The organism is Campylobacter sp. RM12647, from assembly GCF_020138135.1.
Lineage (GTDB): Bacteria > Campylobacterota > Campylobacteria > Campylobacterales > Campylobacteraceae > Campylobacter_E.
In genome coordinates, this window is sequence record NZ_JACGAS010000001.1 from 113,301 (window position 1) to 140,220 (window position 26,920).

Here is a 26,920-nt window from a genome sequence, read left to right on the forward strand (position 1 = left end):
TTCCTTTCTAAATTGCTGCATCAACATTACCTATATTATCAAAATCAGCGTTATTTGCAATCTCGCTATAAGCAAGAACAACAACTTGTTTTAATCCAAATCTTTCACAAATCTCTTTTATCTTTCTTCTAAGACTAGGTTCTACTAATAATATAAAAGTATTTGAATGCATATTATAATGCTCTTTTACTTTATCGCTAATTGCTGTATATAAAGCGTGGGTTTGCTCTGTATTTATTGCTAGGGTTGTTGTGCCGTTTTTATTAGTTACTAGCATTTCCAATAAACGCCTATTTACTTGCATTGATAGTGCATAAAATTGTAGTTTGTTATTATCATCTAAATACATATTAGTAATTACTCTATTAAGACTAGCTCTTACATGATCTGTTATTGTATCAATATCTTGAGTATAAGGCACTAAATCAGATATTGTTTCTAATATACTTATCATATCTTTTATTGGAATTTGCTCTTTTAATAATTCTTTTAATACCTTTTGTATAAGACCTATTGAAGTGATTTTCAATACTTCTTCAACCAACACACTTTGAGTAAGCTTTAATCTATCTAATAAAGAATTTACTTCTTGCCTTGTTAAAAGTTCGGCTGCGTGTTCTTTAACCAATTCACTTAAATGTGTGCTAATTACTGCACCAGGATGAACTACTACATAACCACTCATCGTAGCTTTATTTTTTTCACTTGGGTCAATCCAAATAGCTTTTGAACCAAAAGCAGGTTCTATTACTTCTATTCCTTCTATTTCATCGGTTTCATCAAAACCATTATCAATTGCTAAAAATTTATCAGGATATATAATATTTTTTGCAATTGAAATTCCTTTAATTCTAAAATCATATTCATTAGGGTCTAATTGAATATTATCAATTATTCTAATATCTTGCATTAAAAAACCTAGATTTTTAGCTATTGTTTGACGCATTGTTGGAATTCTATCTATTAAATCACTTTCAGCAACTTTTACTAAAGAATATCCAATTTGTAATTCAAGCATTTCAAGATTTAAGCTTTCTTCGTTTTTCTTTTTACGCTCTGCTGCAATTTCAGCTTCACTTTTTCTAGGTGGTGTTGTACTTTGAGCTGGTGTTGCTCCACTTATATTTGGTTGTTGAGCTGCTCCTTTTTGCTTTGGTTTAGGACTTAATAAATCTTCATCTTTAGTCTTCATAAGTAAAAAGCCAAGCCCACCAAATACAAAAGCCATAAAACCTAGTGAAATAGTAGGAAGACCAGGAACTAAAGCAAATACGAACAAAATAAACCCAACTATAAATAAAGTTTTATAATCTCCAAATAATTGCTCTAAAGATTTTTCAGCAAATGGTTTTTCTTCTTTACTTGCACGAGTAATAATTATAGCTGTTGCTGTTGAAGTGATTAATCCTGGGATTTGAGATACAAGACCATCTCCTATAGTTAAAATAGTATAACTAGAAGCAGCAGCATTTAATTCTAAATCGTGCTGAAACATACCTATTAAAAGTCCGCCAACTATATTAATAATAGTGATGATTATACCTGCAACTGCATCACCTTTAATAAATTTAGAAGAACCATCCATAGCTCCATAAAAGTTCGCTTCGCCTATTATTTCTTGACGCCTTTCTCTAGCTTGCTCTTCAGTAATAAGCCCCGCATTTAAATCAGCATCAATTGCCATTTGTTTTCCTGGCATTGCATCTAGCGTAAATCTAGCTTGAACTTCACTAACGCGAGTTGAACCCTTTGTAACAACCATAAAATTAATTAATACTAAGATACAAAATACAACAACCCCTATTACATAATTTCCGCCTACAACAAATTCTCCAAAACTAGCAATTATATCACTAACCGCAGCAGGGCCTTCGTGCCCTTTGCTTAAAATCATTCTAGTGGTTGCGATATTAAGGCTTAGTCTAAAAAGAGTAATTATTAAAATTAATGTTGGAAAAGTAGTCAAATCAGTCGGTTTTGGAATATACATAGCTATTAAAATCATCAAAACCGATATAGCAATACTAAGTGCTAAGCAAAAATCAAGTATTCCAGATGGTAAAGGAACGATAATAATTGCTAAAATAGCAACTATTAAACCTACCATAGAAAGACTTTTAAATTTTACAAGTGGCTCTAAATAAGGAGCTACTAGGCTAAGCATAGTATTTTTTTGTTTTGCCATTATTTTAAAATCTGCTCTAAGGTAATATCAGTTAAAAAAGAATTTATTTTATCTTGTAAGTTGGTAATTATAGGATATATTTTACAAGTATCGTGCCTATTACTAGGACACTTATCATCTCCTGTGCATTCAAAAACTAAAGGCTCTTTTTTTTCAGCAGATATTATGACATCTTTTATATTTATTAAATTTGGTTCTTTTGCCAGAATAAAACCACCATTAATACCTTTATAAGATTTTAAAATATGCGCTCTTGCTAAATTTTGTAATATTTTTGCTAAAAAGCTTCTTGGTATATTTAATTCACTTGCTAAAGTATCTACATCTATTGGACTTTTATGTTTTGCAATGTAAATTAAACTAATTAAAGCATATTCACTAGCTCTTGTAAATAACATTGTTTTCCTTAAAATATTTTTATTTAAATCTTAACTTTTTTTATTTAATACATAGACTAAGCAATAATCATTCTTGATTAGGAGTTTAAAAAATATTTATTTTATACTAAAATTAAAAAGGAATTTAAACTCAAAAAATGAGTTTAAATTCTTAAAAATTATAAAGAATACACGCTTAATGATATTTCTTCTAAAGCCTTTAAATAAGCTTTTGCAATATCAAGATTTGTAAAGCTTGCAACCTTACTCTCACTTGCTGCGCGTCTTATTTTAAATCCATCACTAAGGCTATTTTTTGCATCTCTTGGGGTATTAATTACTAATGTAATTTCTCCATTAACAATTTTTGAAATTATGTCATCTTCATCGCCTAATTTATTAACACTAATTGCATTAATTCCGTGATTATTAAAATAAATTGCTGTATTTTTAGTAGCTAAGATTTTATAACCTAAGTTCATAAATCCACGAGCAAGCTCAAGTGAATCAGCCTTATTTTTATCATCAATACTAAATAATACTCCGCCAAATTCTTCTATCCTAACGCCACTTGCAACAAGACCTTTATAAAGTGCTTTATTAGCACTTGTGCTAGTTCCCATAACTTCTCCAGTGCTTTTCATCTCAGGCCCTAAAACTGTATCAACTAAAGATAATTTTGAGAAGCTAAATACAGGAACTTTTACATAATACATTCCTTGTATTTCTTCAAATTCTTTAGTAATTCCTTGCTCTTTTAGGCTTATTCCTAAAGCAGCTTTTAAAGCTATATTTGCTAGGTTTTTATTAATTACTTTACTTAAAAACGGCAATGTTCTTGAAGCTCTTGGATTTACTTCTAATACATAAAGTTTATTTTCAAAATATACAAATTGTATATTTAAAAGTCCTTTGATTTTTAAAGCAAGTGCAAGTTTTTTAGTGTAATTAATAATTTCTTCTTTTACCTCATCACTTATACTAACGCTAGGAGTTATTGCTGTGCTATCTCCACTATGCACACCTGCTCTTTCAATATGCTCTAAAATACTTGGTATATAAACATTTTCTCCATCACAAATAGCATCTACTTCAAGCTCTTTTCCACATAAATATTTATCAATTAATATAGGTTTATCAAGGCTTACTTCTGTTGCTTCTTGCATATATTTTTTAAGTTCTTCATCGTTAAATACAACTTGCATAGCTCTACCACCTAAAACAAACGATGGACGAACTAATACAGGATAGCCTATTAAATTAGCATTTTTGATAGCTTCATCAACGCTAATTGCGGTAATTCCTTTAGGTTGATTTAAACCCAAATCACTCATTAATTTTTCAAATAATTTTCTATCTTCAGCAGTATTTATGCTATCTAAACTTGTGCCTAAAATCTTAACTCCATTTGCTTCTAAAAACTCGGCTAAATTAATAGCAGTTTGACCACCAAAACTAACAATTACTCCTAAAGGTTTTTCAATATTAATAATTTCTAAAACTTCTTCATTGCTTAAAGGCTCAAAATAAAGCTTATTAGCTACGCTATAATCAGTTGATAATGTTTCAGGATTGTTATTAATTATTATTGCTTCATAGCCCATTTCTTTAATAGCCCAAATAGCATGCACGCTAGAATAATCAAACTCAATTCCTTGACCAATTCTAATAGGACCACTTCCTAAAACTATTATTTTTTGCTTATTGCTAATTTCATTTGTGTCTTTAAATTCTTTATTATAAGTTGAATAAAAACTTGGAATTAGATTTTTATAATCCATCGGCTGAACGCATTTATAAATAGGTCTTATATTATTTTTAGCTCTTAGTTCATACACTTCTTTTTGCTTGCATTCCCAACGATGTGCGATAATTTTATCAGCTAGTCCTATTTGCTTAGCTTTTGTAAGTGCTTGAATATCAAATTTTTTCTCTTTTAATTCGTGTTCTGTATCAATGATTTGCTTAAATGTGTCTATAAATAATCTTTGCATTTTAGTAAGATTCATAATCTCATCAACACTAATTCCACGCCTTAAAGCTTCTCCTATGAAAAATATTCTTTCATCTCCAGCTTTAATTAAACGCTTTTTGATTTTTTCATCTGTGTATGTTTCGCCGTTTTTAAGACCTAGATGACAAATTCCATATTCAAGTGATTTAATAGCTTTTAAAATACTTTCAGCTAGGCTAGTTCCTAAGCCCATTACTTCACCCGTTGCTTTCATTTGAGTGCCTAGATAACGATTAGCATCTTTAAACTTATCGAATGCAAATCTAGGAGCTTTAGTAACTATATAATCAAGATTTGGTTTATACTCAAGATAGCTTAAGCCACTTGCTTCATTTTTAATCTCATCTAAAGTTTTGCCTATTGCGATTTTTGCTGCGATTTTTGCTATAGGAAATGAAGTTGCTTTACTAGCTAAAGCACTTGAGCGTGAAACTCTAGGATTTACTTCAATAATAAAATATTCTTTTGTAATTGGGTTTAAAGCTATTTGAACATTACAACCACCTTCAATTTTTAATGCTCTTATTAATTTAATAGCAACATCTATCATTTGTTGTTTGATTTTTGGCTCAAGTGTTTGAGTTGGTGCAACAACCAATGAATCACCCGTATGAATTCCAACAGGGTCAATATTTTCCATATCGCAAATTAATATAGCATTATCAGCTCTATCTCTTATAACTTCATATTCAAGTTCTATAAATCCTGCTATTGATTTTTCAATTAAACATTGTCTAGTAGGAGAATAAATTAAGCCTTCGCTAGCTATTTTTTTAAGTTCAGCTTCATTTTCACAAATTCCGCCACCAGTTCCACCCATAGTAAATGCTGGACGAACAACAACAGGATAACCACATTCATTAGCAAAAGAAATTGCACTCTTTGTATTATTTACAATAACACTTGGTGGAACAGGTTCATTTAATTCATTCATTAATGCTCTAAATAATTCTCTATCTTCAGCCTTGTTAATAGTATCTAAGCTAGAACCTAATACTTTTATATTATATTCTTTTAAAATCCCTGCTTTATCTAATTCTATTGCCATATTTAAAGCAACTTGTCCGCCTAAGGTAGCCAAGATTGCATCAGGGCGAGTTTTTTTAATAACCTTTGTTACAAATTCTAAAGTAATTGGCTCTATATAAATCTCATCAGCAATATTTTTATCAGTCATAATAGTAGCTGGGTTTGAATTGATTAATATTACATATTTACCTTCTTCTTTAAGTGATAAACAAGCTTGAGTTCCTGCATAATCAAACTCTGCTGCTTGACCAATTATAATAGGACCACTTCCTATAACTAAAATTTTATTTACATCTTGCATTTTATTCTCCTTTAAAAATAATTTTTCCATCACAAATTGTAAGCTCTACTTTTGAGCTTAATACACTTCCTAAATAAGGCGTATTCTTGCCTAAACTAACAATTTCATCTTCTTTTAATTCCCAAGTTTTATCTAAATCAATTACTACAATATCAGCTATCGAACCAACTTTAAGCTCCCCTGCATTTTCTAAATTAAATATTTTTTTAGGATTAGTGCTAAAAGCGTTTAGAATTGTCTCAAGTTTTACTAAATTAGTTTTTACTAATTTTGTATAAAGCAATGAAAACGCAAACTCACTTCCTATAATTCCAAAATAAGCCTTATTAAATCCACCTTGCTTTTCGTCTTTTGAATGTGGTGCATGATCTGTTGCTATTACTTCAATTATGCCTTCATTTAAAGCATTTATTAAATAATCTCTATCAGCTTTGCTTCTTAAAGGCGGATTCATCTTCCACATTCCATTATCTTCTTTAATATCTTCATCACAAGAAATTAAATGATGTGGAGTTACTTCACAACTTATATTTACTCCAAGTTTTTTGCCAAACTCAACCATCGCAACACTTTCTTTAGCACTTATATGACATACATGATAATTTGAATTGCATTCTTTACAAAGTAGCATATCTCTTGCAACTTGCACGCTCTCGCTTGAACTTGAAATTCCTTTAATTCCTAATTTTTTAGACTGAACTCCATCGTGCATATGACCGCCTTCAACTAGGTCTAAATCTTCGCAATGTGCAATTACATATTTATTTAATTTCGCACATTCTTTCATTGCATCTTTCATAATTTTTGCATTTGCAACACCTCTTCCATCATCGCTAAACGCAAAAACAAAAGGGGCTAATTGGCTAAAATTAACTAAGCTTTGACCTTTTTCTTCCATAGTAATAGCTCCATAAGGAAGAACTTTCATACAAGAATCTTTTTGAATTAAATCTAATTCAAGTTTTAAATTCTCTAAAGTATCAGGCACAGGTTTTAGATTTGGCATAGCACAAGCTGTAGTAATTCCACCTTTTGCATTCGCCATTGAGCCTGTTTTTATACTCTCTTTATGTGAATATCCTGGCTCTCTTAAATGCTGATGAATATCAACAAAACCCGCACTAACAAGCTTACCTTTAACATCAATTATTTCTCCACTATAATCAATATTAGGAGCTATTTTTACTATTTTTTTACCTTCAATTAAAATATCGGTTTTAACAAATTTATTATCTATAAATGCATTACAATTTTTAAGAAGCATTTTAAATCCTTTCATACACATAATCAAGTATTGCCATTCTAGCAAATACACCATTACTCATTTGGGCAAAAATCTTTGATTTTTCACATTCAACCAAACAACTATCAATCTCTACTCCACGATTAATTGGGGCTGGGTGCATTATGATTGCATCATTTTTTAATCTTTTATAATTATTAGTTGTAAGTGCAAAAGATTTTCTATATTTTTCTAAATCTAATTCGTTTTTATCGTGTCTTTCGTGTTGAATGCGTAAAAGCATACAAACATCAACCTCATCTATAATTTCATCTAATTTATAGTATTCATTATAAGAATTATCTTGATAAATAGGAGGTGCAGCTAAAAATACTTTAGCTCCAAGTCTTTCAAGCGCATCTTTGTTTGATTTTGCTACACGAGAATTTTTTATATCTCCAACTATTGCTATTTTTAAACCATTAAAAGTATTAAAATGCTCATAAATCGTTACTAAATCAAGCAAACATTGAGATGGGTGTGCTCCACTTCCATCACCTGCATTAACCACTTTAGCATTAAGTCCTACTAAATCATCAAAATAATTATTTTGTTTATGTCTAATTACTAAAACGCTAGTTCCAAGACTTTCAAAAGTCTTGCAAGTATCATATAAACTCTCGCCTTTATTTACACTTGAACTACTAGCAGAAAAATTAAGCACTCTAAAGCCAAGCTTAAGCTCAGCAACTTCAAAACTTGTCCTTGTTCTTGTAGAATCTTCAAAAAATAAATTAGCTATGATTTGATTTTCATAATTTTTAAAAAAGCCATCGTGTTGTTTGTAATACAAAGCTTTTTTTATAAGCGTATAAAAATCATCATTGCTAAGATTTTTAGTTGTTAAATAATCACGCATTGTCCTTCTCCCACGAGAGTAAGGCCTAACCGCCATTAGAAAACAATTTTAAATAAAGGGGATTGTATAAGTGAAGTTCAAAAAAATCTGTCAATAATAATATTTTAAACTTAAAATAAAATTAATTTTTATAAATTTTAGTAAAATATATTTTAGGAATTTAAATTCCTAAAATATTTAATTCTCTCTAAAGAATTTTTGTGCCATTTGATTGGCTTTTGCTTTATCACGACCTTTTTTAAAGCTTTTATAAATTCCACTTACATAGTTTTCAAAAGTTTCTTGAGAATCAAGAGCTTTTTCATCTTTTTCTATCTTGGTATAAATACCATTCTCATCAAGCGTGTAAGCTAATTGATTATCACTTAATTGAAGTCTTAAAATCTCTGCTAATTTAGCGTGCAAACTCTCATTTAATATAGGTGTCATTAGTTCAAGCCTACGCTCAAGATTTCTTGGCATCATATCAGCACTGCTTATATAATATTGTGGAGTTGCGTGTTTAAAATAAAAAATCCTAGCGTGTTCAAGATATTTTCCAACTATACTTCTTACTCTTATATTTTCGCTAAAGCCTTTAAGATTTGGTTTAAGACAACAAATCCCACGAACTATTAAATCAATGCTTACACCTTTGTTTGACGCTTCATAAAGTGCTTTTATAATGTCTTCATCAACAAGCGAGTTCATCTTCATTATAATTTCACCCTTTTTACCTGCTAGGCTTTCAGTTTTTATCATTTTTAAAATCTGCTCTTTTATCTGAAACGGGCTCATTGATAGAGTTTTTAAGCGTTTATTTTTGCAATAGCCTGTAAGTATGTTAAAAAACGCTGTAATATCAGTATTTGCTATATCAAAATTAGATGTAAAAAAGCTAATATCAGTATATACTTTAGCAGTTGCTGCGTTATAATTACCCGTGCCTAAATGTGCGTAGAATTTAAGCGTACCATCGTCTAATTGGCGAATTACTTGAGTAATTTTTGCATGCACTTTAAACCCTGCTATTCCATATACTACATGAGCTCCTGCGTTTTCTAATTCTTTTGCCCAATAAAGGTTATTTTCTTCATCAAAACGAGCCTTTAATTCAACCATAACCGTAACTTGCTTTCCATCATTAGCGGCGTCCATTAAAGCCTTAATAATTTGCGAGTTTTTTTCTAAGCGATATAGGGTCATTCTAATTGATATTACTTTTGAATCCTTACTAGCTTCTTTGATAAAACTTGCAACTGGGTCAAAACTCTCATAAGGCTGATAACATAAAATATCTTGCTTATCAATTACTTCAAATACACTTACATTCTCATCAAATGGTGGCAAAATCTTAGGCACATAAGAAGCATTACATAAATGACTTAATTGCTTATTATTTACAATTTGTAGCATTGATGATAGGGCTAATGGGGTTTTGTATTCGTAAATATCTTTATTAAATACTTTTAAATGTATGCTTAAAAAGTTTTTAATCTCTTCACTAGCACCACTTTCAATTTGAATTCTAACATAAGCACCTTTTCTTCTAAGTTTTAAGCCTTGCTCAAGTAGCATCATAAAATCATCTGCTTCTTCTTCCTCAATTATAATATCAGCATTTCTAGTTACTCTAAAAGCTGCACTTTCTACCATAGTAAAACCTGGAAAAATATCTTCTAAATGCTCTTTTACCACGCTTTCAATAGGAACGAAAAGCCCCCTATCAGCTTCAAAAAATCTAGGCAATACTCTAGGAATTCTAACCATAGCGAATTTATCGTGCTTTTCATCTTCGCTTTTTAACTTAACAGCTAGTGAGAAAGATAGGTTATTAAGTGGTGGAAATGGGTGCGTTGAATCTACTGCAATAGGAACAATTACTGGCATTATGGTGCTAAAGAAATATTCTTTAGCTTTGCCTTTTTGATTTCTTGTTAAATCATTATAAGTTTTAAGCTCCACACCCACTTTTGCTAATTCGCTCATTATAGAAAAATAATTTTGTTCTAAAGTGTCTTTTTCTGCGTGTAAATATTCACGAATAGCGTTTAATTGCTCTAATGGTGGTAGTTCATTTTGTGGCACTACTCCTGCTGCAAAAAGTTGCTTAAGTCCAGCAACTCTAATCATATAAAACTCATCTAAATTCGTGCAATATATACTAATAAATCTTAATTTTTCTAATAAGGGTATTTTTTTATTGCACTGATCAAGCACCCTTGAATTAAACTTAAGCCACGATAATTCTCTATTAAAAACCAATTCCTTCTTCATTAATTATCCTTAATTTATAAAACCACTTGCTACTACTAAATCACCTTGATAAAATACTGCTAATTGTCCTTTTGCTAAAGCATATACGCTTTCTTCTAATAAAACCTTTTTTTCATTTTTTAGCAATTTACAAGGCACTTCTTTAGTGTTATATCTGATTTTTACCTTGCAATCAATCTCATCAAAATCACAAAAAGCATTTACATTTTTTAATTGAAATTCTTTTACAAATAATTCTTCTTTTGAACCTACTATTATTACATTTTCTTTTGCATCAATTTCTAATACATAATGTGGAGTTAATGCACCTTTTACACTAAAACCACGCCTTTTACCAATAGTATAGTGCATATAGCCTTCGTGCTCTCCTACAACTTCGCCCTTAGTATTTTTTACTAAGCCTTTTTGATTAACTTTTACATAATCTTTTAAAATATCGGTGTAATTTGTGGTTACAAAACATATTTCAGAGCTTTCTTTTTGTTCGCTGATTGATTTTAACATAGGGATTTTTAGTGCTTGTTCTTTTATGTCTTTTTTAAATTTATCCCCTAGTGGAAAAAGCACATCATTTAAGCTTTCTTTATTTACATTTGCTAGAAAATATGTTTGGTCTTTGCTTAAATCTACGGCTTTTTTAAGCATATTGTTTTCTATTTGAGCGTAATGTCCTGTCGCTAACTTTGCATTTTTGCTTTTAGCATAGTCTAACAATGCTCCTAGTTTTATTTTTTGATTGCATAAAGCACAAGGATTTGGAGTAAGTCCATCTTCATAAGTCTTAATAAATGGATTAAAAACTGCTTTGCTAAATTCATCAGTAAAATCAATAATATCATAAGAAATTCCTAAAAAATCAGCCACTCTTTGTCCATTTTCTATATTTTTTTCGTGATAGTTTAAACGATTGTGTAATTTCATATAAACACCACTTACATTAAAACCTTTTTCTTTAAGCATAAGAGCTGTATAAGAGCTATCAACCCCACCACTCATTGCTAAAACTACATTCATATAATTTCCTTTCCATCTAAATACATATTTTTTATTTTATTCGTTCTTAAAATTATTTGAGCTAATACATTATCCTTATCATAGCCAAAATCATCTAGTAAGATAAAATCTGCCTTAGCACCATTACTTAAAGGCTTTAAGCCATTTAAAAATAAATGAGAATTATCAAAACAAGCCGCCTTATAAATTATGTAAGCTAATTCGTTTAATTCAAATTCATTATGAGTAAATATAAAAGCTCTTAGCTCATCAAACATATTTAAACTATTATTTGAGCTAAGCCCATCTGTGCCTATGCTAAGATTTAAATCATTTGCTAAAAGATTTTTAAGTTTAATTGCACGAGAGCCTAAAAATCTATTTGATTTAGGACAAGTCGTAATTATATGATGAGATTTAAAAATACTAAAATCATCAACATAATTACAATGAGTAAAAATAGCTCTTAAATCATCAAATCCACTTAAAAAATCCTTAGCAATTAAACTAGGATTAAATCTAGCTAAATAATTGCTTAAAGCGTTACTTTTGCCTTGCAAATACTCCTTTTCATAAGCACTTTCTAAAAAATGTGTGCTGATTAATAAATCATTTTTCTTAGCAAAATTAAGTGCATATTCATAAGTCTTATCGCAAATTGAATAAGGACTATGCAATGATATATGATTATTAAGGTTTGAAAATCTTGAAAATCTCTCTTCAAAACTCTTAATATTATTTTTTAAAGCTTCATCATTAGCACCTAAAATCTCGTGAAAAATAATGCTTTTTATCTTGCTATTTGATAGGATTTCTAGATTTGCTCCAAAACTTGAAATTTCGCCTAGATACCCTACCCCGCTTTGCATTAGAATTTCAATTTGTATATTAATCTCTTTACTTAATAAATCCTTATTTATTACTTCACGATTTTTGATAATGCTCTCAAGCCATTTTGCAAAATCTCCATAATAAAGCTTAGATAGACAAAACTCTAAATGTGAATGCAAATTGCATAATACTGGGCTTAAAATATATTCGCTTTTATCAATTATTTGAGCGTTTTTGTATTCACTTAAAGCCTTGTTAAAATCACATATTTTAATAATCTCTTCATTAAATACTAAAGCTTTATTGGTTTGTAAAAATTCATCTTGGCTAAAGTCTAAAATAGCCTTAGTTTTCATAATTTTAATCATTTTTTTCCTTTATGAAATATTACGAAACTTTTTTTAATAAATGTTGTTAAAAATAGCAAATCGGATAATAAAAATCCTTTTTAGATAAAAATTTAATCCATAATTTAAATTCTTTTGATTAAAAATATGTATTAAAGCTTGATAAAATCACCAATTTTAAAGTATTGCTCATAATATTCAGATAATTTTAAAACCCCTTCATTACCCATTACTAAGGCACTATCATTATGAATTTTAAGGGCAGAACCATATGGCAGAGCAAAAACAGAAGAATTTTGATTTAGCTTAAAGTATTCATAAAGCTTCATTGAATATTCCCTATCTTGAGGGATATATTCAGTGATTATTTGGTATTTTAAAATACCTAAAGCTTGCAAATTACTAGGATACAATATAGGTAAATCATTACAAGTTTTAATATCTTCTGATAATACACTAGCCCCAGCACCCCAACCAGCATAGGTTATAGAATTTTCTATTTTATCTTTTAAAATATCTAATAAATTTAGCTTTTGTAATCTATGTAAAAGAACAAATAAATTACCGCCACTTACTAATATCCCATCGCTATCGTTTAATATATTAATAGGGTCATTGTGTATAGAAACTATTTTTGAGTTTATTTTATTTTTAAGAGTTTTTTCGTATTCATCAAATCCATCAATTACTTGAGCATAAGGAACTAGAGCTATTTGTTTAGTTTTAGCAAAAAAATCATTTAATATACTAGCACACCAATCAAAAGAATCTAAGTTTTTATATCTATCACTGCTTAATAATAAAATATTTCTCATACTATTTTCCTTTTAAAACTCATATCTATAATTAATCATACTTGTATAATTTAAACTATCATAAAAATTATGATTTGAATTTTGCTTATCATAAATCAAAGCGAAACTCAAAGATTGATTATAATCTAATTTATAATCAAAAATACTAGAAATAACTATTTCATTATCTTTTCTTTTTGAATAATAAGATGAATCAACCTTTTTATAAATTGTATGATTATAACCAAAACTTGGCTTAAAACTAACTTTATTTAATATAGGAATAATAGCCCCGATTTTTATACCATAATTTTTAAAATCAGAATTAGCACTAAAACTATCTTTTGCATTTTCTAAATCATAATTTAAATTAAAATAATAAATATTATCATTATATGCAAAAACATTATTAAGACCTAAAGAATGATGGATAAAATTAGAATCTTTATCCATACTATCAGCAAATATTCCTTTAGATAAATCATAAGAAATTAAATATAAATAATTATCATTTACATTATTTTCATAATTAATACCCATATTTAAGCTATGCAAAAACGCAGCTCTTCTAAGTAATACAAAATCATAACTAGCATTTAGAGTAATTTTGTGATTATCCCTTACATAGCTTGGATTAATTGCTAATGTTAATACATTTAAATCAGGATAATTTTCGCTTTTATTTTTTAAATATTTTTTATTATTTAAACTCGCATAAAGCTCTGCAAAATAATTATTTCCTAAATCTAAATTATAAGCACCATCTATATTAAAATTAAAACTTAAAGAACCACTTGCTTTTTCATTTTTAAAATTTCTAATCTTCTCACCAACAAAATCAGTGAAATTATCATTGCCATAAAGCGGGTTTGTATCATAAGCAAAACCCAAATTAAGCCCTATAAAATAAGGCTTAGCAACTTCTTTTGTCAAATTATCTAAATTATTTAGCATATTATTAATTCTAACTTTTTGAGTAGAACTTAAATCCAAATTATTTAGCATATAATTTAATTCATCTCTCATAAGCTCTGGATTATTATTTTCATAATATAAATTAGCTATTGAAAATCTAGCTTCAATATTGTTTTCATTAATAATTAAAACCCTATCGTAAGCTGCAATTGCTTCTTTTGTATCTTTTAATTTTTCAGCACTTTTTGCCAAAATTAGGTTAAGTTTTTCGTCACTACAATCAATCTCACATTGAGCTTTAGCTAATTCTAAAGCTTTTTTATAATTTTTCTTATTAAACTCATCTATATAATTAGCAAAAGCAAGAGAGCTTATTAAAAATGATAAAATAATCTTTTTTATCATTTTTGAACTCCGTAAGTAGAATTTCTTTGCCTATTGTTTTGATAGTCTTTACCATTTAAATATCCCTTATTTGCATAATTTATTTTATTTTGTATGCAATAAGTATTGCCATTACATATTTTAATAATATCTTTAGATATTGAATTGGTATCTAAATCCCTTATTCTTTCATTATTGTATTTATAATTATTTTTATAATCTTGATAATTTTTATTTTGATAATATTCTTGTTTTGCTTTTATCATTTCTTCTTTAGAATTTAAAAACTCATTAAAACTTTCGCTATTTTTATAAGATTGTTTAGTATTTACTTGACTTTCTTTACCTGTATTAATAGTTTCAAATTCCTTAGGCACTATCTTTTCAATCTTAATAACCTTATCATTATCAAATCTTAATTGATTTCCTGCTTGAACTAAAGAAGTTTTATTACCTACTTTAACATCTATTGCACCTTCTAAACAACCTACTTTATCAACTTTTCCAAGACTTCCAACAAACACGGTTCCTCTAATTCCAATCGTTGCTGTTTTTGCTTGAAATTCAAAATTCTTTCTAGCTATTTTTGAAATATTTCCCGATATTACCTTAAAATGCCCATTATTTACTTCAAGACTTACTTTTGATTTTTTACCATCAATTACATAATCTTTAATATTTAAAGTTGTATTTTTACCTAGCGTAACTATTGTATTATCTATGAATTTAATTTGTAATTTTGCATTATTTTTTGTGATTATTTTGTCATTTTCTTCTAAAATATCATTTGTTTTTGCAATTCTTTCTTTGTTGTCACTTAAAATTACAACATCTCCTCTTAATGTAACTATTTTTCCAATATTTGCGAAAAGTGAGCTTGCTAAAAACACAATTAAAGCTATTTTGTTCATATTTTCTCCTATTTTTATAATTTGATTACATTAAAACTACTTGGTTTTAATTTTTCTAATTTGATAATTCCTAAATTTTTATAGTGTAATCTCTCTCCTTTTTTTAAATTATATTTTTTACCGCCTACTCCAACTTCAATTTCTCCTGAAACACAATCAACAAAACCATTATTAACATCTCCACTAAATCTAGTTCCACGAATGCCAATGGTCGCTGTATTTGCTTGGAAAGTAAAGTTTTGTCTAGCTAGCTTAGAAATCTCTCCACTTACTAAATCGTAGCTTCCTTTTTTAGCTTTCAAATTCACTTTAGAATTTGCTCCATTAATTAAATATTTATTGATTTGTAAAGTTGAGTTTTTACCTAAAGTAAGAGTAGTATTATCTATAAATTTTATTTGAACTTTTGCATTATTTTTAGTAAGAATAATATCGTTTTCTAATAGCTCATAATTTTTATGATTTACATTAATTGTTGATTGATTTCTTAAAACCTCAACATCTCCTACATAATTTACAATACTTCCAACATTAGCAACTAATGAAATTGAAAAAAACACCAATAAAAGCAAAATACGCATAATAAGTCCTTTTTTAAGATTTAATCAGTGATTTTATGATATTAACTTTAATTATAAATTAAAAATATATTAAATAAAAAATATAATCAAAAGTAAATTTTATTTATAAAATAATAAATTTATAAATAATTCATCACAATAATTTTTATCTTATTGTGATGAAAGAAGATTAGAAGTTATATCTATATACTAGGTTAAAGCTATAATCTATGTTTAGATTACCACCGAATGTTTTTTCAAATTCTAAGCCTATATTTGAACGATTATTTAGCTTATAAGAGCTTGATAAATTAACAAATACTCTTGAATCTCTTTTACCATTATTAATACTTATAGTATCTAAATCTTTTATAGTTTTCTTAGAATTATTTACCAAATCGCTAGCAAGTCCAACGCCTGCTCTAAGTGATAAATCATTTTTATTAAAACCTGTAAAGATAGCTGTTTTTAAATTAAGTGGGATAAAAGAATCTGATTGTAAATATAATTTTTTATCACTACTTGTTAATTCTTGCTTACTTACATAACCTGTTATTAATTCAATTTGTGGTTCTAAATAAAAATTATTAAAATCTTTTCTATATCCAATCTCAGCACTAGCTAAAAAAGTATAAGAATTATTTGGTTTTAAAGAATTTGTAACTTCGTTTTGATTTTTAACATATAAATTAAAATCATTTTTATAATTTATATATTTTGCTATTACATCAAAATACAATCCATTATCATATATAGTGCTAGAGTATGCTCCAAAACCATAACCTTTTATACTGCCATCTAAATTATCACTTAAACTATATTTACTAGCATTAAAAATAAGCCCTGTGTAATTTACATAATTATTGCCTTGATTTAATTTATCAGCACCTAATTGCATTTCATAAAACTTAGTCTTGTTTGCGTGTTCGTAAGAGCTTTGACCTGTATAAGCTCTAAACCAAATTCCAGCATTTGCATCTGTATTATTTCTTAATTCTCCCATTCTTTTTTGCAAGTTATTCCATTCTAACACATAGCTAAAAAATACTTGATTTAACGAGCTATCAATCATTTGCGTAACTTCTTTATTTTCTTGAACGAAGAAATAATCTTTAACACTAGGCTTATTTAAATCATCGTTAGGTTTAGGTTCTGGCTTTGTTTCTGGCACAATAGGGGTTGTATTTTCAATATCTTCTTTATTTACTTTTACTAAATACCAATTAGCTTTGCCATTTTCATTAACAAACTCAACATTAGGTGTATAAATACTGATATTTTCTTTATAATCAAGTGCTTTTAAATAATCATTATTAATAGTATTATTAGTATTTACAAGACTTGCTAATAAAAACTTATTAGTATTAGCTAAATCAGGTTTAATCATAAAAGTATTTTGCCCACCTAGTGTGCTTATACTTGATGTTAGAGTATTGTTTAAACTAAACATAAAATTAGTCTTGCTAGCATTTAAATTAGCTACATTTATATTTGCATCAATATTTGCATTATTTAGCTTTAAAATAGAATTATTATCTTCTGTGATTATAGAACCACTAAAATTAGAATTATTCATAATGCTAAGAGTTGAATTATTTTTTAATTTCACATTTGCAGTCACTTCAATATCTTTTGCAATTGAATTAAATTCATTAGCAAAAGAAGTAAATACTAAAGAGCTATTTATATGATTTGCATCATATTTATCAAGATAAATCAAATTCTCTCCTATACTAAGATTTGATTTATCTAAAGTAATATTACCTGATGTTAAATTGCTATGTTTTAATATTTTAAAGGTTGAATTATTTAGATTTATATTATTTATTTTGCTTGTTCTATTTTCGTATTCATCTTGAGTATTTGTATTAGGAGCAGTATTTACACCTAAAGAATTAGCTAAAGATTGATTTAGAAAATAAGAATGCTCTAAAGGATGACCTTGTAATATCGTAGTTCCACCATTTACACTTAATTCATCAGCTTTTATTTCTCCATCAAATACAAAAGTCTTAGAATTATTCAGTTTTAAATCAATATTATCGCTAATTTGTCCGTGATAAATACCTATATCATTAGTGTTATTTATACTTAGAGTTGATTTTTTAGAATTTGAATTAATAATCTTAGTTCTAAAATCATTTGCTTGAATTTTATCAAAACTTAAATCAACTCCATTTAAATCCAAATATCCACCATTAAAAACTAAATTAGCATTATTAATTTGATTTGCATTAGTTATTTTTAGCCCTGCATTGTTTAGAAGATAAATTGAACTAAACGCTTTATTGCTTGTATTTAAAATCGTTAGCCCTTCGCCACTTCTTAATCCACCTGCACTTTCTTTGCTAATTTCTAGCGTTCCTTTTCCCATTTTATGCAAATTATCATTAGCTGCTGTTTTTGCATTAAATTTAAGTGTCTTACCATCATCTATCACAACTCCACCCAATAAAACTTCTTCGCCATTTAAAGTAGAATTATCTTTAAAATAAAACACACTTGAGCCAAAATTCTCATTCTTATCTAAAGCAATACTTGCAGCTTTACTAAATACTAAATCTTTATTATTAGCACCATATTTATCTTTTATATTTTGATTAATTGTATTTGAATCATAATCACTACCACTTAAAGTAGCAGTAAAATCATTCTTAAAATCATTAATTATAAAACTATTTATAAGAGCATATTTTGTATAAGAGCATACATAATAGCCTTTTCCTGCATCATTACAATCACTTCTACTAACTACTCCTACTACTAGCCATTCTTTTTTCAGATTATCCCATACATAAATAGCACTTCCGCTATCTCCTGGAGCTGAAGTATTTGAAAAATCAAGCCTTATATCTTTATAATAATCCTTTGCACTTAAATGTAAATATCCTGTTTCTGTTTTGCTTTTATCTTCATCTACATATAAAACTCCACCTGTTAAAAACTCTGAAGGATTAGCTACTTTTTTAGGAAAAATATTTGTATTAATATTACCAATTTTTTGAATTCCACTACCAGTTCTTGCATATACGCTAAATCTTTCTGGATTATTTAAAATTTCACCTTTTCCTATATTATTATCATCTTTTTCACCGCTTGTTTTAATATATTCTTTATAAGCATCAATATCCCACTTACTAGAACTATTTTTATTAAAATACTTATCTTGATAAATTACGGTTTGGTCGTTTTTTAAATTTTCACTAACATTTGTGTTTTTAAAATAAAATTCTTTATCAATTAGCTTTGCACTTTCATTGATATTTAATTTACTCATTTTAATTACAGCAAAATCTTTTAAGTCATCAACTTGAACTAATTCACTACAAGAGTTATTCCATTTAAGATAATCTTTAAAATTTGTATCACTTGCTACTACTTTTGATTTTACTAAGCCAAATTCATATTCTTTATCTTTTTGTATTAAATCTTTTCTATATGTAGGACTAATCATATGAGCTGCAGTGATTGCAAAAGAGCCACCTATATTAGTAAGCTCGCCCATCAAATCTCCTGTAGTATTTGCTGCATTAAAACTTGGCATAGGAACTTTAAAATCAATAGTTTTTCCATAAATATCTGTAACTTCTATATTATTACCTACTTTAAATTTGCCTTTATTATTTCCAAAATCTAAATAATCTTGATAAGCAAAATTAGGATTTACAACACCTGCAAATAAATTAACACTAAGTAAAATGGCACTATATTTGATTTTCATAGTGGCTCCTTATATTAAAATTATGTTTTATAATAATATCAATATACTTTAAATTCTCTTTAAAGAATAATTTTTATTAAAGGAAAAAATATGAAATTATTAAGCATAGCTTTAGAAAATTCTGCAAATTCTCATCTAAAACATATATTAAAAAAATTAGATAATATAGAATTATACGGGATTTATGATATTAATTTAAAAAATGAAATTCCTATTTTAAATTCTAATAATTATTGTGATTTTACAGAATTTAATGCTATGGGTTTTGTGCAGATTTTGCCACTTATTTTAAAGGCAAAAAAAGCTATAAAAGATTTGGTTCAAATAGCACTTAATGATAAAATTGAAAAGATTTTATTAATTGATTCTCCTGCTTTTAATATACCATTTGCAAAAGCCTTAAGAAAAGCAGGTTTTAAAGGCAAAATTATTTATTTTATCTTGCCACAAGTTTGGGCTTGGAAAAAAGGTAGGATTAAGGTGGTTGAGAGTTTATGTGATGAATTAGTTGGGATTTTGCCTTTTGAAAATCAGTATTTTAAAAAATCTCATTATTTTGGAAATCCAAGTAATGAAGCATTGAAAGATTATTTTAAAGAAAACTCAAATTCTAAAAAATTAATAGCCTTTTTACCAGGTTCAAGAAAAAGCGAAATCAAATCTTTAATGCCGATTTTTAGGAATTTAAAACAAGATTTTAAAGACTATGAATGCGTAGTTTGTGTGCCAAATTTTTTAAAAGATAAATTATATTTATATGGGGATTTAAGCGGCTTTACTATCTCATATGATACTAAGGCTACTTTAAAAGAATGCGAGTTCGCTTATATTTGTAGTGGGACTGCAAGTCTTGAAGCAGGGCTTATTGGAAATGCTTTTTGTTTATGTTATAAGGCTAAAATGATTGATTATTTCATAGCAAAAACTTTAGTAAAAATCAAATTTATTGGACTTTGTAATATTATTTTTGATAAGCTCAATTTGGGCGAATTTCATAAAGAATTCATTCAAAATTTAGATAAGACAGAGTTATTAAAAGCATTTGAAAATGCAAATAAAGATGAATTTTTAGAAAAATCAAAAAAATTAAGAGAATTAACTAAAGGTGAAATAGCAAATAATTTAGCAAAATTAATCAAGGAGTAATAATATGGAAATGATGACACAAAAAGGATATGAAAAATTATTTAAAGAATTAGAGCATTTAAAGGTAGTTGAGCGTCCTAATGTGGTAAAAGAAATTGATATTGCAAGGTCTCACGGAGATTTAAAAGAAAACGCTGAATATCACGCAGCAAGAGAAAAACAAAGCTTTTTAGAAGGCAAAATCGCAGAACTTAGCGAAATTTTAGCAAATGCTAAGATAGTAAATCCAGCAGAATTTAATCACGATAAAGTAAGATTTGGTAGCACGGTTTTGATAATGGATTTAAATACAGAAGAAGAAAAAACATTTAGCATAGTAGGAAATAGTGAAAGCGATTTAGATAAAGGCTATATCAGTATAAACTCACCTATAGCAAAAGCTATGATAGGTAAAGTTGAAGGCGATGAGTTTAATGTAGTATTACCTAAAGGTAAAGCTAGTTATGAAATACTTGAAATTTATTATAAAGAGCTTGATATTTAATGCTTGTATTAAAAGAAGGAGCAATTTTTATAGCCGATGTGCATTATGATAGCACTAGGCTTGATTTTGTAGATTTTATAGATTTTTTAAAAAAGACTAATCCACCACAAGTAATACTTCTAGGAGATATTTTTAATCTTTTAATAGGTGGAATTTCAAGTTGTAAAAACGATAATTTAGATATTATAAAAGCATTAGATGATTTAGCTTTAAAAATAGAAATTATTTATTTTGAAGGAAATCATGATTTTAATTTAACTAAGCTTTTTAACAATGTAAAAATCATTAAAAATCAACCAATTTTAGCAACTTATAACGATAAGATTTTTGCTATATCTCACGGAGATATATTCTTGCCAATCATCACTAAAATAGCTCTAAGATTTTTAAGATTTAGCTTTGTAATTTTTATATTAAATTTATTAAATATTTTAAGTTTTGATAAAATTTATCAAAAGATTTGCAATCAACAAAAGGTAAAAAAGCTATATAAAAAATTAGATTTTTTTAAAAAATTAATGGAATTTAGAATTAAAAAATATAAAAGTTTTTTTGTAAAAAAAGGCGTAAATATTGATTATATAATAGAAGGACACTTTCATCAAGGAGATGAGTATTGCTTAGAAAATATAAAATACAAGAATTTAGAAGCTTTTGCAAATGACCGAAGTTTTTTTATACTAGAATATGGCTTTATAAAAAAATATAACTTACCCAGAAAGGAGTAAATATGGCAGAAGATAAAGTCTTAAAGGCTGATTCTAATGAAATGGAACTTGTAGATTTTCGTATCTATAAACAAGGACAACATAAAGTCTATGAAGGAATTTATGGAGTTAATGTTGCTAAAGTTAAAGAAATCATAAAAATACCTGCACTTACAGAATTACCAGGTGTTCCTGAATATATTGAAGGAGTATTTGATTTAAGAGGAGTTGTAATTCCTGTAATAAATTTAGCTAAATGGATGAATATAATTGAGCCAAAAGATATGGTATTAAAACCTAGAATTATTATTGCTGAATTTTCAAATATTATGATAGGTTTTATAGTTCATGAAGCAAAAAGAATTAGAAGAATTAATGCAAGTGATATTAGAGGTTCTGATTTTTCAACAAATACAGGCGGATTTGATAAAAGTCAAATAACAGGAATTGCTAAGATTGAAAATGATGAAGTTTTATTAATCTTAGACCTTGAAAGAATTGTTGAAGAGCTTGGAATTTACTCTCCAAAAATTGATATAGAAGAAAAAGAAATCAAAAAAATGACAGGAACAGCAGTTGTATTAGATGATAGCTCAACTGCTAGAAAATTGGTTCGCGATGCACTTGATAAAATGGGCTTTAAAGTAATTGAAGCAAAAGATGGTGTAGATGGACTTAATAAAATGAATGAACTTTATGAAGCATACAAAGGCGATATTGCTAATCAAGTAAAAGTTATTATTAGTGATGTTGAAATGCCACAAATGGACGGATTCCACTTCGCTTCAAGAGTTAGAGAAGATATTAGATTTAAAGGTATTCCAATTATCTTCAACTCATCTTTAAGTAATGAATTTTCAACTCTTAAGAGTAAAGATGTAGGTGGAGATGCCTTTTTAACCAAATTTGATGCTAATGTATTTTACAAAGAAGTATCAAGAGTAATTGAATCATATATTAAAAAGTAAGGAGCGTAGATATGGAAGATATGCAAGAGATATTAGAAGACTTCTTAGTAGAAGCTTTTGAATTAATTGAACAAATAGATCACGATTTAGTTGAGCTTGAGAGTAATCCTGAAGATTTAGAATTGCTAAACCGCATTTTCCGTGTTGCTCACACTGTTAAAGGAAGTTCAAGCTTTTTAAACTTTGATGTTTTAACAAAACTAACTCATCATATGGAAGATGTTTTAAACAAAGCTCGTCACGGCGAATTACTAATAACTCCTGATATTATGGATGTTGTGCTTGAATCAATTGATATGATGAAAGACTTATTACATTGTATTAAAGATAATGGCAATGATACAGCAATAAATATGGATATTAGCTCAATTTGTAGCCGTCTAACTGCAATTAGCGAGGGTAAAATTTTAAGCGAAGTTAAGGCTGAGCCAAAAAGTTTAAATGAAAAAATTGAAGAATTAATTGAAAAAGATTCAAATAGTAATGAAGAAGAAGTAGATGTAAATTCTTTAAGTGCTGATGAAGTAGAAGCTGAAATTGAAAGATTATTAAAACAAAGAAAAGCTGAAGATAAAGCAAGAAGAGAAGAGAAAAAACAACAAGAAGCAGTGGTAGAAACTAAAAAAGTTGAAAAAGTAGTTGAAACACCTGTTGAAAAGCCGGTAGAAAAAATCTCTGAAAGAGCTAGTGAAAAACAAGATACAAGAGAAGCTAGAAATGCAAAACAAGCACCTGTAGCTGCTGATAAAGGCAACTCATCAAATATGGAGCAAACTATTAGGGTTGAAGTAAAAAGACTTGATAACCTAATGAACTTAATAGGCGAACTTGTATTGGGTAAAAATAGACTTTTAAAAATCTATGATGATGTTGAAGAAAGATATGAAGGCGAAAAATTCATAGAAGAATTAAATCAAGTTGTAAATCAATTAAGCGTAGTAACAACTGATATTCAATTAGCTGTAATGAAAACAAGAATGCAACCAATTGCAAAAGTATTTAACAAATTCCCAAGGGTTGTTAGAGATTTAAGCCGTGATTTAGGAAAACAAATTGAGCTTGAACTTGAAGGTGAAGAAACAGAACTTGATAAATCAATCGTAGAAGAAATAGGCGATCCTATTATGCATATGATTAGAAATTCTTGCGATCACGGAGTTGAATCAGCAGAAGATAGAATTGCAGCAGGCAAACCAGAAAGAGGAACGGTTCAGCTAAAAGCATACAATGAAGGAAATCACATAGTAATTGAAATAGCTGATGATGGTAAAGGACTTAATGCTGAAGTATTAAAAACTAAAGGTATTGAAAAAGGAATTATTAGCGAAAGAGAAGCTGATAATATGAGCGATAAAGAAGCTTATGGTCTTATATTTAAACCAGGATTTTCAACTGCTAAACAAGTAACAAATGTAAGTGGTCGCGGTGTTGGAATGGATGTTGTTAAAACAAACATTGATAAGCTAAATGGTATTATTGAAGTAGATAGCGAGTTAGGAAAAGGAACGGTTATAAAACTAAAAATCCCATTAACACTAGCTATCATTCAATCACTACTTGTAAAAACTCAAGAAGAATTCTATGCAATTCCACTTGCTAGTGTTCTTGAAACGGTAAGAGTTGCTATTGATGATATTTATACAATTGAAGGCAAAAATGTTTTAAGACTTAGAGATGAAGTTTTATCACTTGTAAGACTTAGTGATTTATTTGGAGTAAAACAAGTACTTGAAAATAGCGAACAAGCTTATGTAGTTGTTGTCGGTGCAGCAGCTTCTAAACTTGGAATTATAGTAGATACTTTAATAGGTCAAGAAGAAGTTGTAATTAAATCTATGGGATATTATTTACAAAATATCACAGGAATTGCAGGCTCAACCATTCGTGGAGATGGTAATGTTACATTAATAGTTGATGTTGGTGCAATGATGGATATGGCAAAAGATGTTAAAGTAGATATTAAAGCTAATAACGACACAGGTTCAAAAGTTTCAAAAGATAAGCCAAGTGATTATGTAGTTTTAGCGGTTGATGATTCTCAAATTGATAGAGGAATTATGAAAAAAGCATTAGAGCCGCTTGGAATTAAAGTAATTGAAGCAAGCAATGGTGTAGAAGCTTTAAATATAATTAAAAGCGGAGAGCATTCAATAGATGGAATGCTAATTGATATTGAAATGCCAAGAATGGATGGTTACACACTAGCAGCAGAAATTAGAAAATATGCAAAATATAGAAATCTACCACTAATTGCTGTTACAAGTAGAACTAGCAAGAGTGATAGACTAAGAGGCGTAGAAGTAGGAATGACTGAGTATATTACAAAGCCTTATTCTTATGAATATTTAGAAAATGTAGTAAGAAAGAATTTAAAATTAGGATAATGTAATGGAAAGATTAAATCAAGTTTTAAATAGACAACAAGAACAAGTTAAAGGTGCTTCTGGTAGAGATGTAAAAGAAGAACAAATTAGACAATTAGTAGGATTTATGATTGATGAAGAAGAGTATGCAATTCCAATTCTAAGCATACAAGAAATCATAAAGCCTATTGAATACACTAGAGTTCCTAGCGTTCCTGATTATGTATTAGGAGTATTCAATATGCGTGGTAATGTAATTCCATTAATTGACCTTGCAAAGCGTTTTGGCTTGGGTAGTTCAAAACATACTCAACATACAAGATATATAGTTTTAAAAGGTGAAGAAGGAAATATCGGTTTTGTTATTGATAAATTAACAGAAGCTATCAAAATTAAAGAAAGTAATATTGACCAACCACCTGAAACTTTACTTAAAGAAAAAGGTATGATTGATGGAATTGGCAAGCAAGAAAATAGTATTTTAACTATATTAAAAGTTGAAGCTTTAATGAAAAGGGATTTTTAATGAGTGGATATAGCATTTGGTGTGATTTTATTGAAAATAGTTTTTTAGATAATGAATTTTTACAAATGCTAGCTAGTGGCACTATAAATGGTGCTACTAGTAATCCTAGTATATTTAAAAATACAATTACTACTTCAGCATATTATAAAGAAAGAATTAAGCAATTAAATATAAAAAATAAAGAAGAATTATTTTTAACTCTAGCCTTAGAAGACATTAAAAAAGCAGCTATTAAAATGAGCCATTTGTATGCAAAAGATAGCAATAATGGTTTTATTAGTTTTGAAATAAATCCACTAAATAGCAATAATGCAGGTCTTAGTATTGCAGAAGGTTTGAAAATTGCTAATTTGATAAATATGCCAAATTTAATGATAAAAGTGCCGGCAACTAATGCAGGATATGAAGTTATGAATACATTGGCAAGTTATGGAATTAGCATAAATGCTACACTAATTTTTTCTTACGAACAAGCAAAAAAATGTAATGACGCAATAGCACAAGGTATGAAAAAGTATAAAGCAAAAAATCCTAATGGAATAATTAATAAAGGTGTAGTTAGTATTTTTGTAAGCAGAGTTGATAGCTTATTAAATAATAGATTTAGCGTTAAAAACCAAATAGGAATTCAAAACGCAATTTATTCAGCATCTAAAGTTGGTAGTGAAAATATAAGAGCTTTATTTGCAAGTACAGGAACAAAAAGTAATGATTTAAGTAAAGATTATTATTTAAAAGAACTAGAATTTAATAACACTATAAATACAGCTCCAATTAATGCTATAAATGCCTATAAACCTAGTAAAACTATAAAGAATTTAAATCAAGAAATAATTTCAAATTCAAAAGATTTTATATTCTCAACTATAAACGAAATTGAGTATAATGCCGCTTGCAAAAAACTTTTAGAAGATGGATTAATCCAATTTGAAAAAGCATATATAGATATTTTAGAAAGTCTTTAAAG

The 26,920-nt window shown here is 28.1% G+C and carries 20 protein-coding genes; 7 read left to right on the top strand and 13 right to left on the bottom strand.

The window, feature by feature from the left end; all coding sequences use genetic code 11:
* Positions 1-7 precede the first annotated feature (7 nt).
* The 13 genes from flhA to AVBRAN12647_RS00610 form a co-directional block, all read right to left on the bottom strand.
* A complete protein-coding gene (gene flhA / locus AVBRAN12647_RS00550) occupies positions 8-2,185 on the bottom strand; it encodes a flagellar biosynthesis protein FlhA (RefSeq protein WP_336614527.1) in 2,178 nt (725 codons plus the stop codon).
* Positions 2,185-2,583 (bottom strand): Rrf2 family transcriptional regulator, encoded by a 399-nt coding sequence (locus AVBRAN12647_RS00555; protein ID WP_214116657.1) that lies wholly within the window; start codon positions 2,581-2,583, stop codon positions 2,185-2,187. Before AVBRAN12647_RS00555 ends, flhA begins: the two co-directional genes overlap by 1 nt.
* Before the next feature lie 158 nt (positions 2,584-2,741).
* A complete protein-coding gene (gene carB, locus AVBRAN12647_RS00560) occupies positions 2,742-5,906 on the bottom strand; it encodes a carbamoyl-phosphate synthase large subunit (protein ID WP_214116655.1) in 3,165 nt (1,054 codons plus the stop codon).
* A 1-nt stretch (position 5,907) separates the two neighbouring features.
* Positions 5,908-7,170, bottom strand: a complete 1,263-nt coding sequence (locus AVBRAN12647_RS00565) for a dihydroorotase (RefSeq protein WP_214149730.1) — start codon at positions 7,168-7,170, stop codon at positions 5,908-5,910.
* A gap of 1 nt (position 7,171) precedes the next feature.
* Positions 7,172-8,047 carry an aspartate carbamoyltransferase catalytic subunit gene (locus AVBRAN12647_RS00570; RefSeq protein ID WP_336614528.1) on the bottom strand — a complete coding sequence of 292 codons (876 nt, stop codon included), beginning with the start codon at positions 8,045-8,047 and terminating at the stop codon, positions 7,172-7,174.
* A 177-nt stretch (positions 8,048-8,224) separates the two neighbouring features.
* Complete coding sequence (locus tag AVBRAN12647_RS00575) at positions 8,225-10,303, bottom strand: RNA degradosome polyphosphate kinase (RefSeq protein WP_214149729.1); 2,079 nt, start codon at positions 10,301-10,303, stop codon at positions 8,225-8,227.
* A gap of 9 nt (positions 10,304-10,312) precedes the next feature.
* Positions 10,313-11,317, bottom strand: a complete 1,005-nt coding sequence (mnmA, locus tag AVBRAN12647_RS00580) for a tRNA 2-thiouridine(34) synthase MnmA (protein ID WP_214149728.1) — start codon at positions 11,315-11,317, stop codon at positions 10,313-10,315.
* Positions 11,314-12,495 carry an aminofutalosine deaminase family hydrolase gene (gene mqnF / locus AVBRAN12647_RS00585; protein ID WP_336614529.1) on the bottom strand — a complete coding sequence of 394 codons (1,182 nt, stop codon included), beginning with the start codon at positions 12,493-12,495 and terminating at the stop codon, positions 11,314-11,316. The genes mnmA and mqnF overlap by 4 nt, the downstream gene beginning before the upstream one ends.
* A 131-nt stretch (positions 12,496-12,626) precedes the next feature.
* Positions 12,627-13,289: a Type 1 glutamine amidotransferase-like domain-containing protein gene (locus AVBRAN12647_RS00590; RefSeq protein ID WP_214116644.1), complete on the bottom strand. Its 663-nt coding sequence runs from the start codon at positions 13,287-13,289 to the stop codon at positions 12,627-12,629.
* A gap of 12 nt (positions 13,290-13,301) precedes the next feature.
* Positions 13,302-14,588 (bottom strand): porin family protein, encoded by a 1,287-nt coding sequence (locus AVBRAN12647_RS00595; protein ID WP_336608476.1) that lies wholly within the window; start codon positions 14,586-14,588, stop codon positions 13,302-13,304.
* A complete protein-coding gene (locus AVBRAN12647_RS00600) occupies positions 14,585-15,478 on the bottom strand; it encodes a FecR family protein (RefSeq protein WP_239802741.1) in 894 nt (297 codons plus the stop codon). Before AVBRAN12647_RS00600 ends, AVBRAN12647_RS00595 begins: the two co-directional genes overlap by 4 nt.
* A 14-nt stretch (positions 15,479-15,492) precedes the next feature.
* Positions 15,493-16,059 (bottom strand): FecR family protein, encoded by a 567-nt coding sequence (locus AVBRAN12647_RS00605; RefSeq protein WP_336613812.1) that lies wholly within the window; start codon positions 16,057-16,059, stop codon positions 15,493-15,495.
* Between the two features lie 169 nt (positions 16,060-16,228).
* Entirely contained in the window at positions 16,229-19,759 is a 3,531-nt protein-coding gene (locus AVBRAN12647_RS00610; RefSeq protein ID WP_336614530.1) for an autotransporter outer membrane beta-barrel domain-containing protein, read from the bottom strand.
* A 90-nt stretch (positions 19,760-19,849) separates the two neighbouring features.
* On the opposite strand from AVBRAN12647_RS00610, the gene AVBRAN12647_RS00615 reads away from it, so the two are divergent.
* The 7 genes from AVBRAN12647_RS00615 to AVBRAN12647_RS00645 are packed head-to-tail and all read left to right on the top strand — an operon-like array spanning position 19,850 to position 26,918.
* Positions 19,850-20,905 carry a lipid-A-disaccharide synthase gene (locus AVBRAN12647_RS00615; RefSeq protein WP_336609233.1) on the top strand — a complete coding sequence of 352 codons (1,056 nt, stop codon included), beginning with the start codon at positions 19,850-19,852 and terminating at the stop codon, positions 20,903-20,905.
* A 4-nt stretch (positions 20,906-20,909) separates the two neighbouring features.
* The gene (gene greA / locus AVBRAN12647_RS00620) at positions 20,910-21,389 is read left to right on the top strand and encodes a transcription elongation factor GreA (protein ID WP_239802743.1); all 480 of its coding nucleotides are present in this window, start codon (positions 20,910-20,912) and stop codon (positions 21,387-21,389) included.
* Positions 21,389-22,117 (top strand): UDP-2,3-diacylglucosamine diphosphatase, encoded by a 729-nt coding sequence (locus AVBRAN12647_RS00625; RefSeq protein WP_336614531.1) that lies wholly within the window; start codon positions 21,389-21,391, stop codon positions 22,115-22,117. The genes greA and AVBRAN12647_RS00625 overlap by 1 nt, the downstream gene beginning before the upstream one ends.
* Before the next feature lie 2 nt (positions 22,118-22,119).
* Positions 22,120-23,064, top strand: coding sequence for a chemotaxis protein (locus AVBRAN12647_RS00630; RefSeq protein ID WP_214120312.1), 945 nt, complete (start codon positions 22,120-22,122; stop codon positions 23,062-23,064).
* Positions 23,065-23,075: 11 nt separating this feature from the next.
* A complete protein-coding gene (locus tag AVBRAN12647_RS00635; protein WP_336612265.1) occupies positions 23,076-25,448 on the top strand; it encodes a hybrid sensor histidine kinase/response regulator in 2,373 nt (790 codons plus the stop codon).
* A 4-nt stretch (positions 25,449-25,452) separates the two neighbouring features.
* Positions 25,453-25,953: a chemotaxis protein CheW gene (locus AVBRAN12647_RS00640; protein ID WP_214116625.1), complete on the top strand. Its 501-nt coding sequence runs from the start codon at positions 25,453-25,455 to the stop codon at positions 25,951-25,953.
* Positions 25,953-26,918 carry a transaldolase gene (locus AVBRAN12647_RS00645; RefSeq protein ID WP_336614532.1) on the top strand — a complete coding sequence of 322 codons (966 nt, stop codon included), beginning with the start codon at positions 25,953-25,955 and terminating at the stop codon, positions 26,916-26,918. Before AVBRAN12647_RS00640 ends, AVBRAN12647_RS00645 begins: the two co-directional genes overlap by 1 nt.
* Positions 26,919-26,920 lie beyond the last annotated feature (2 nt).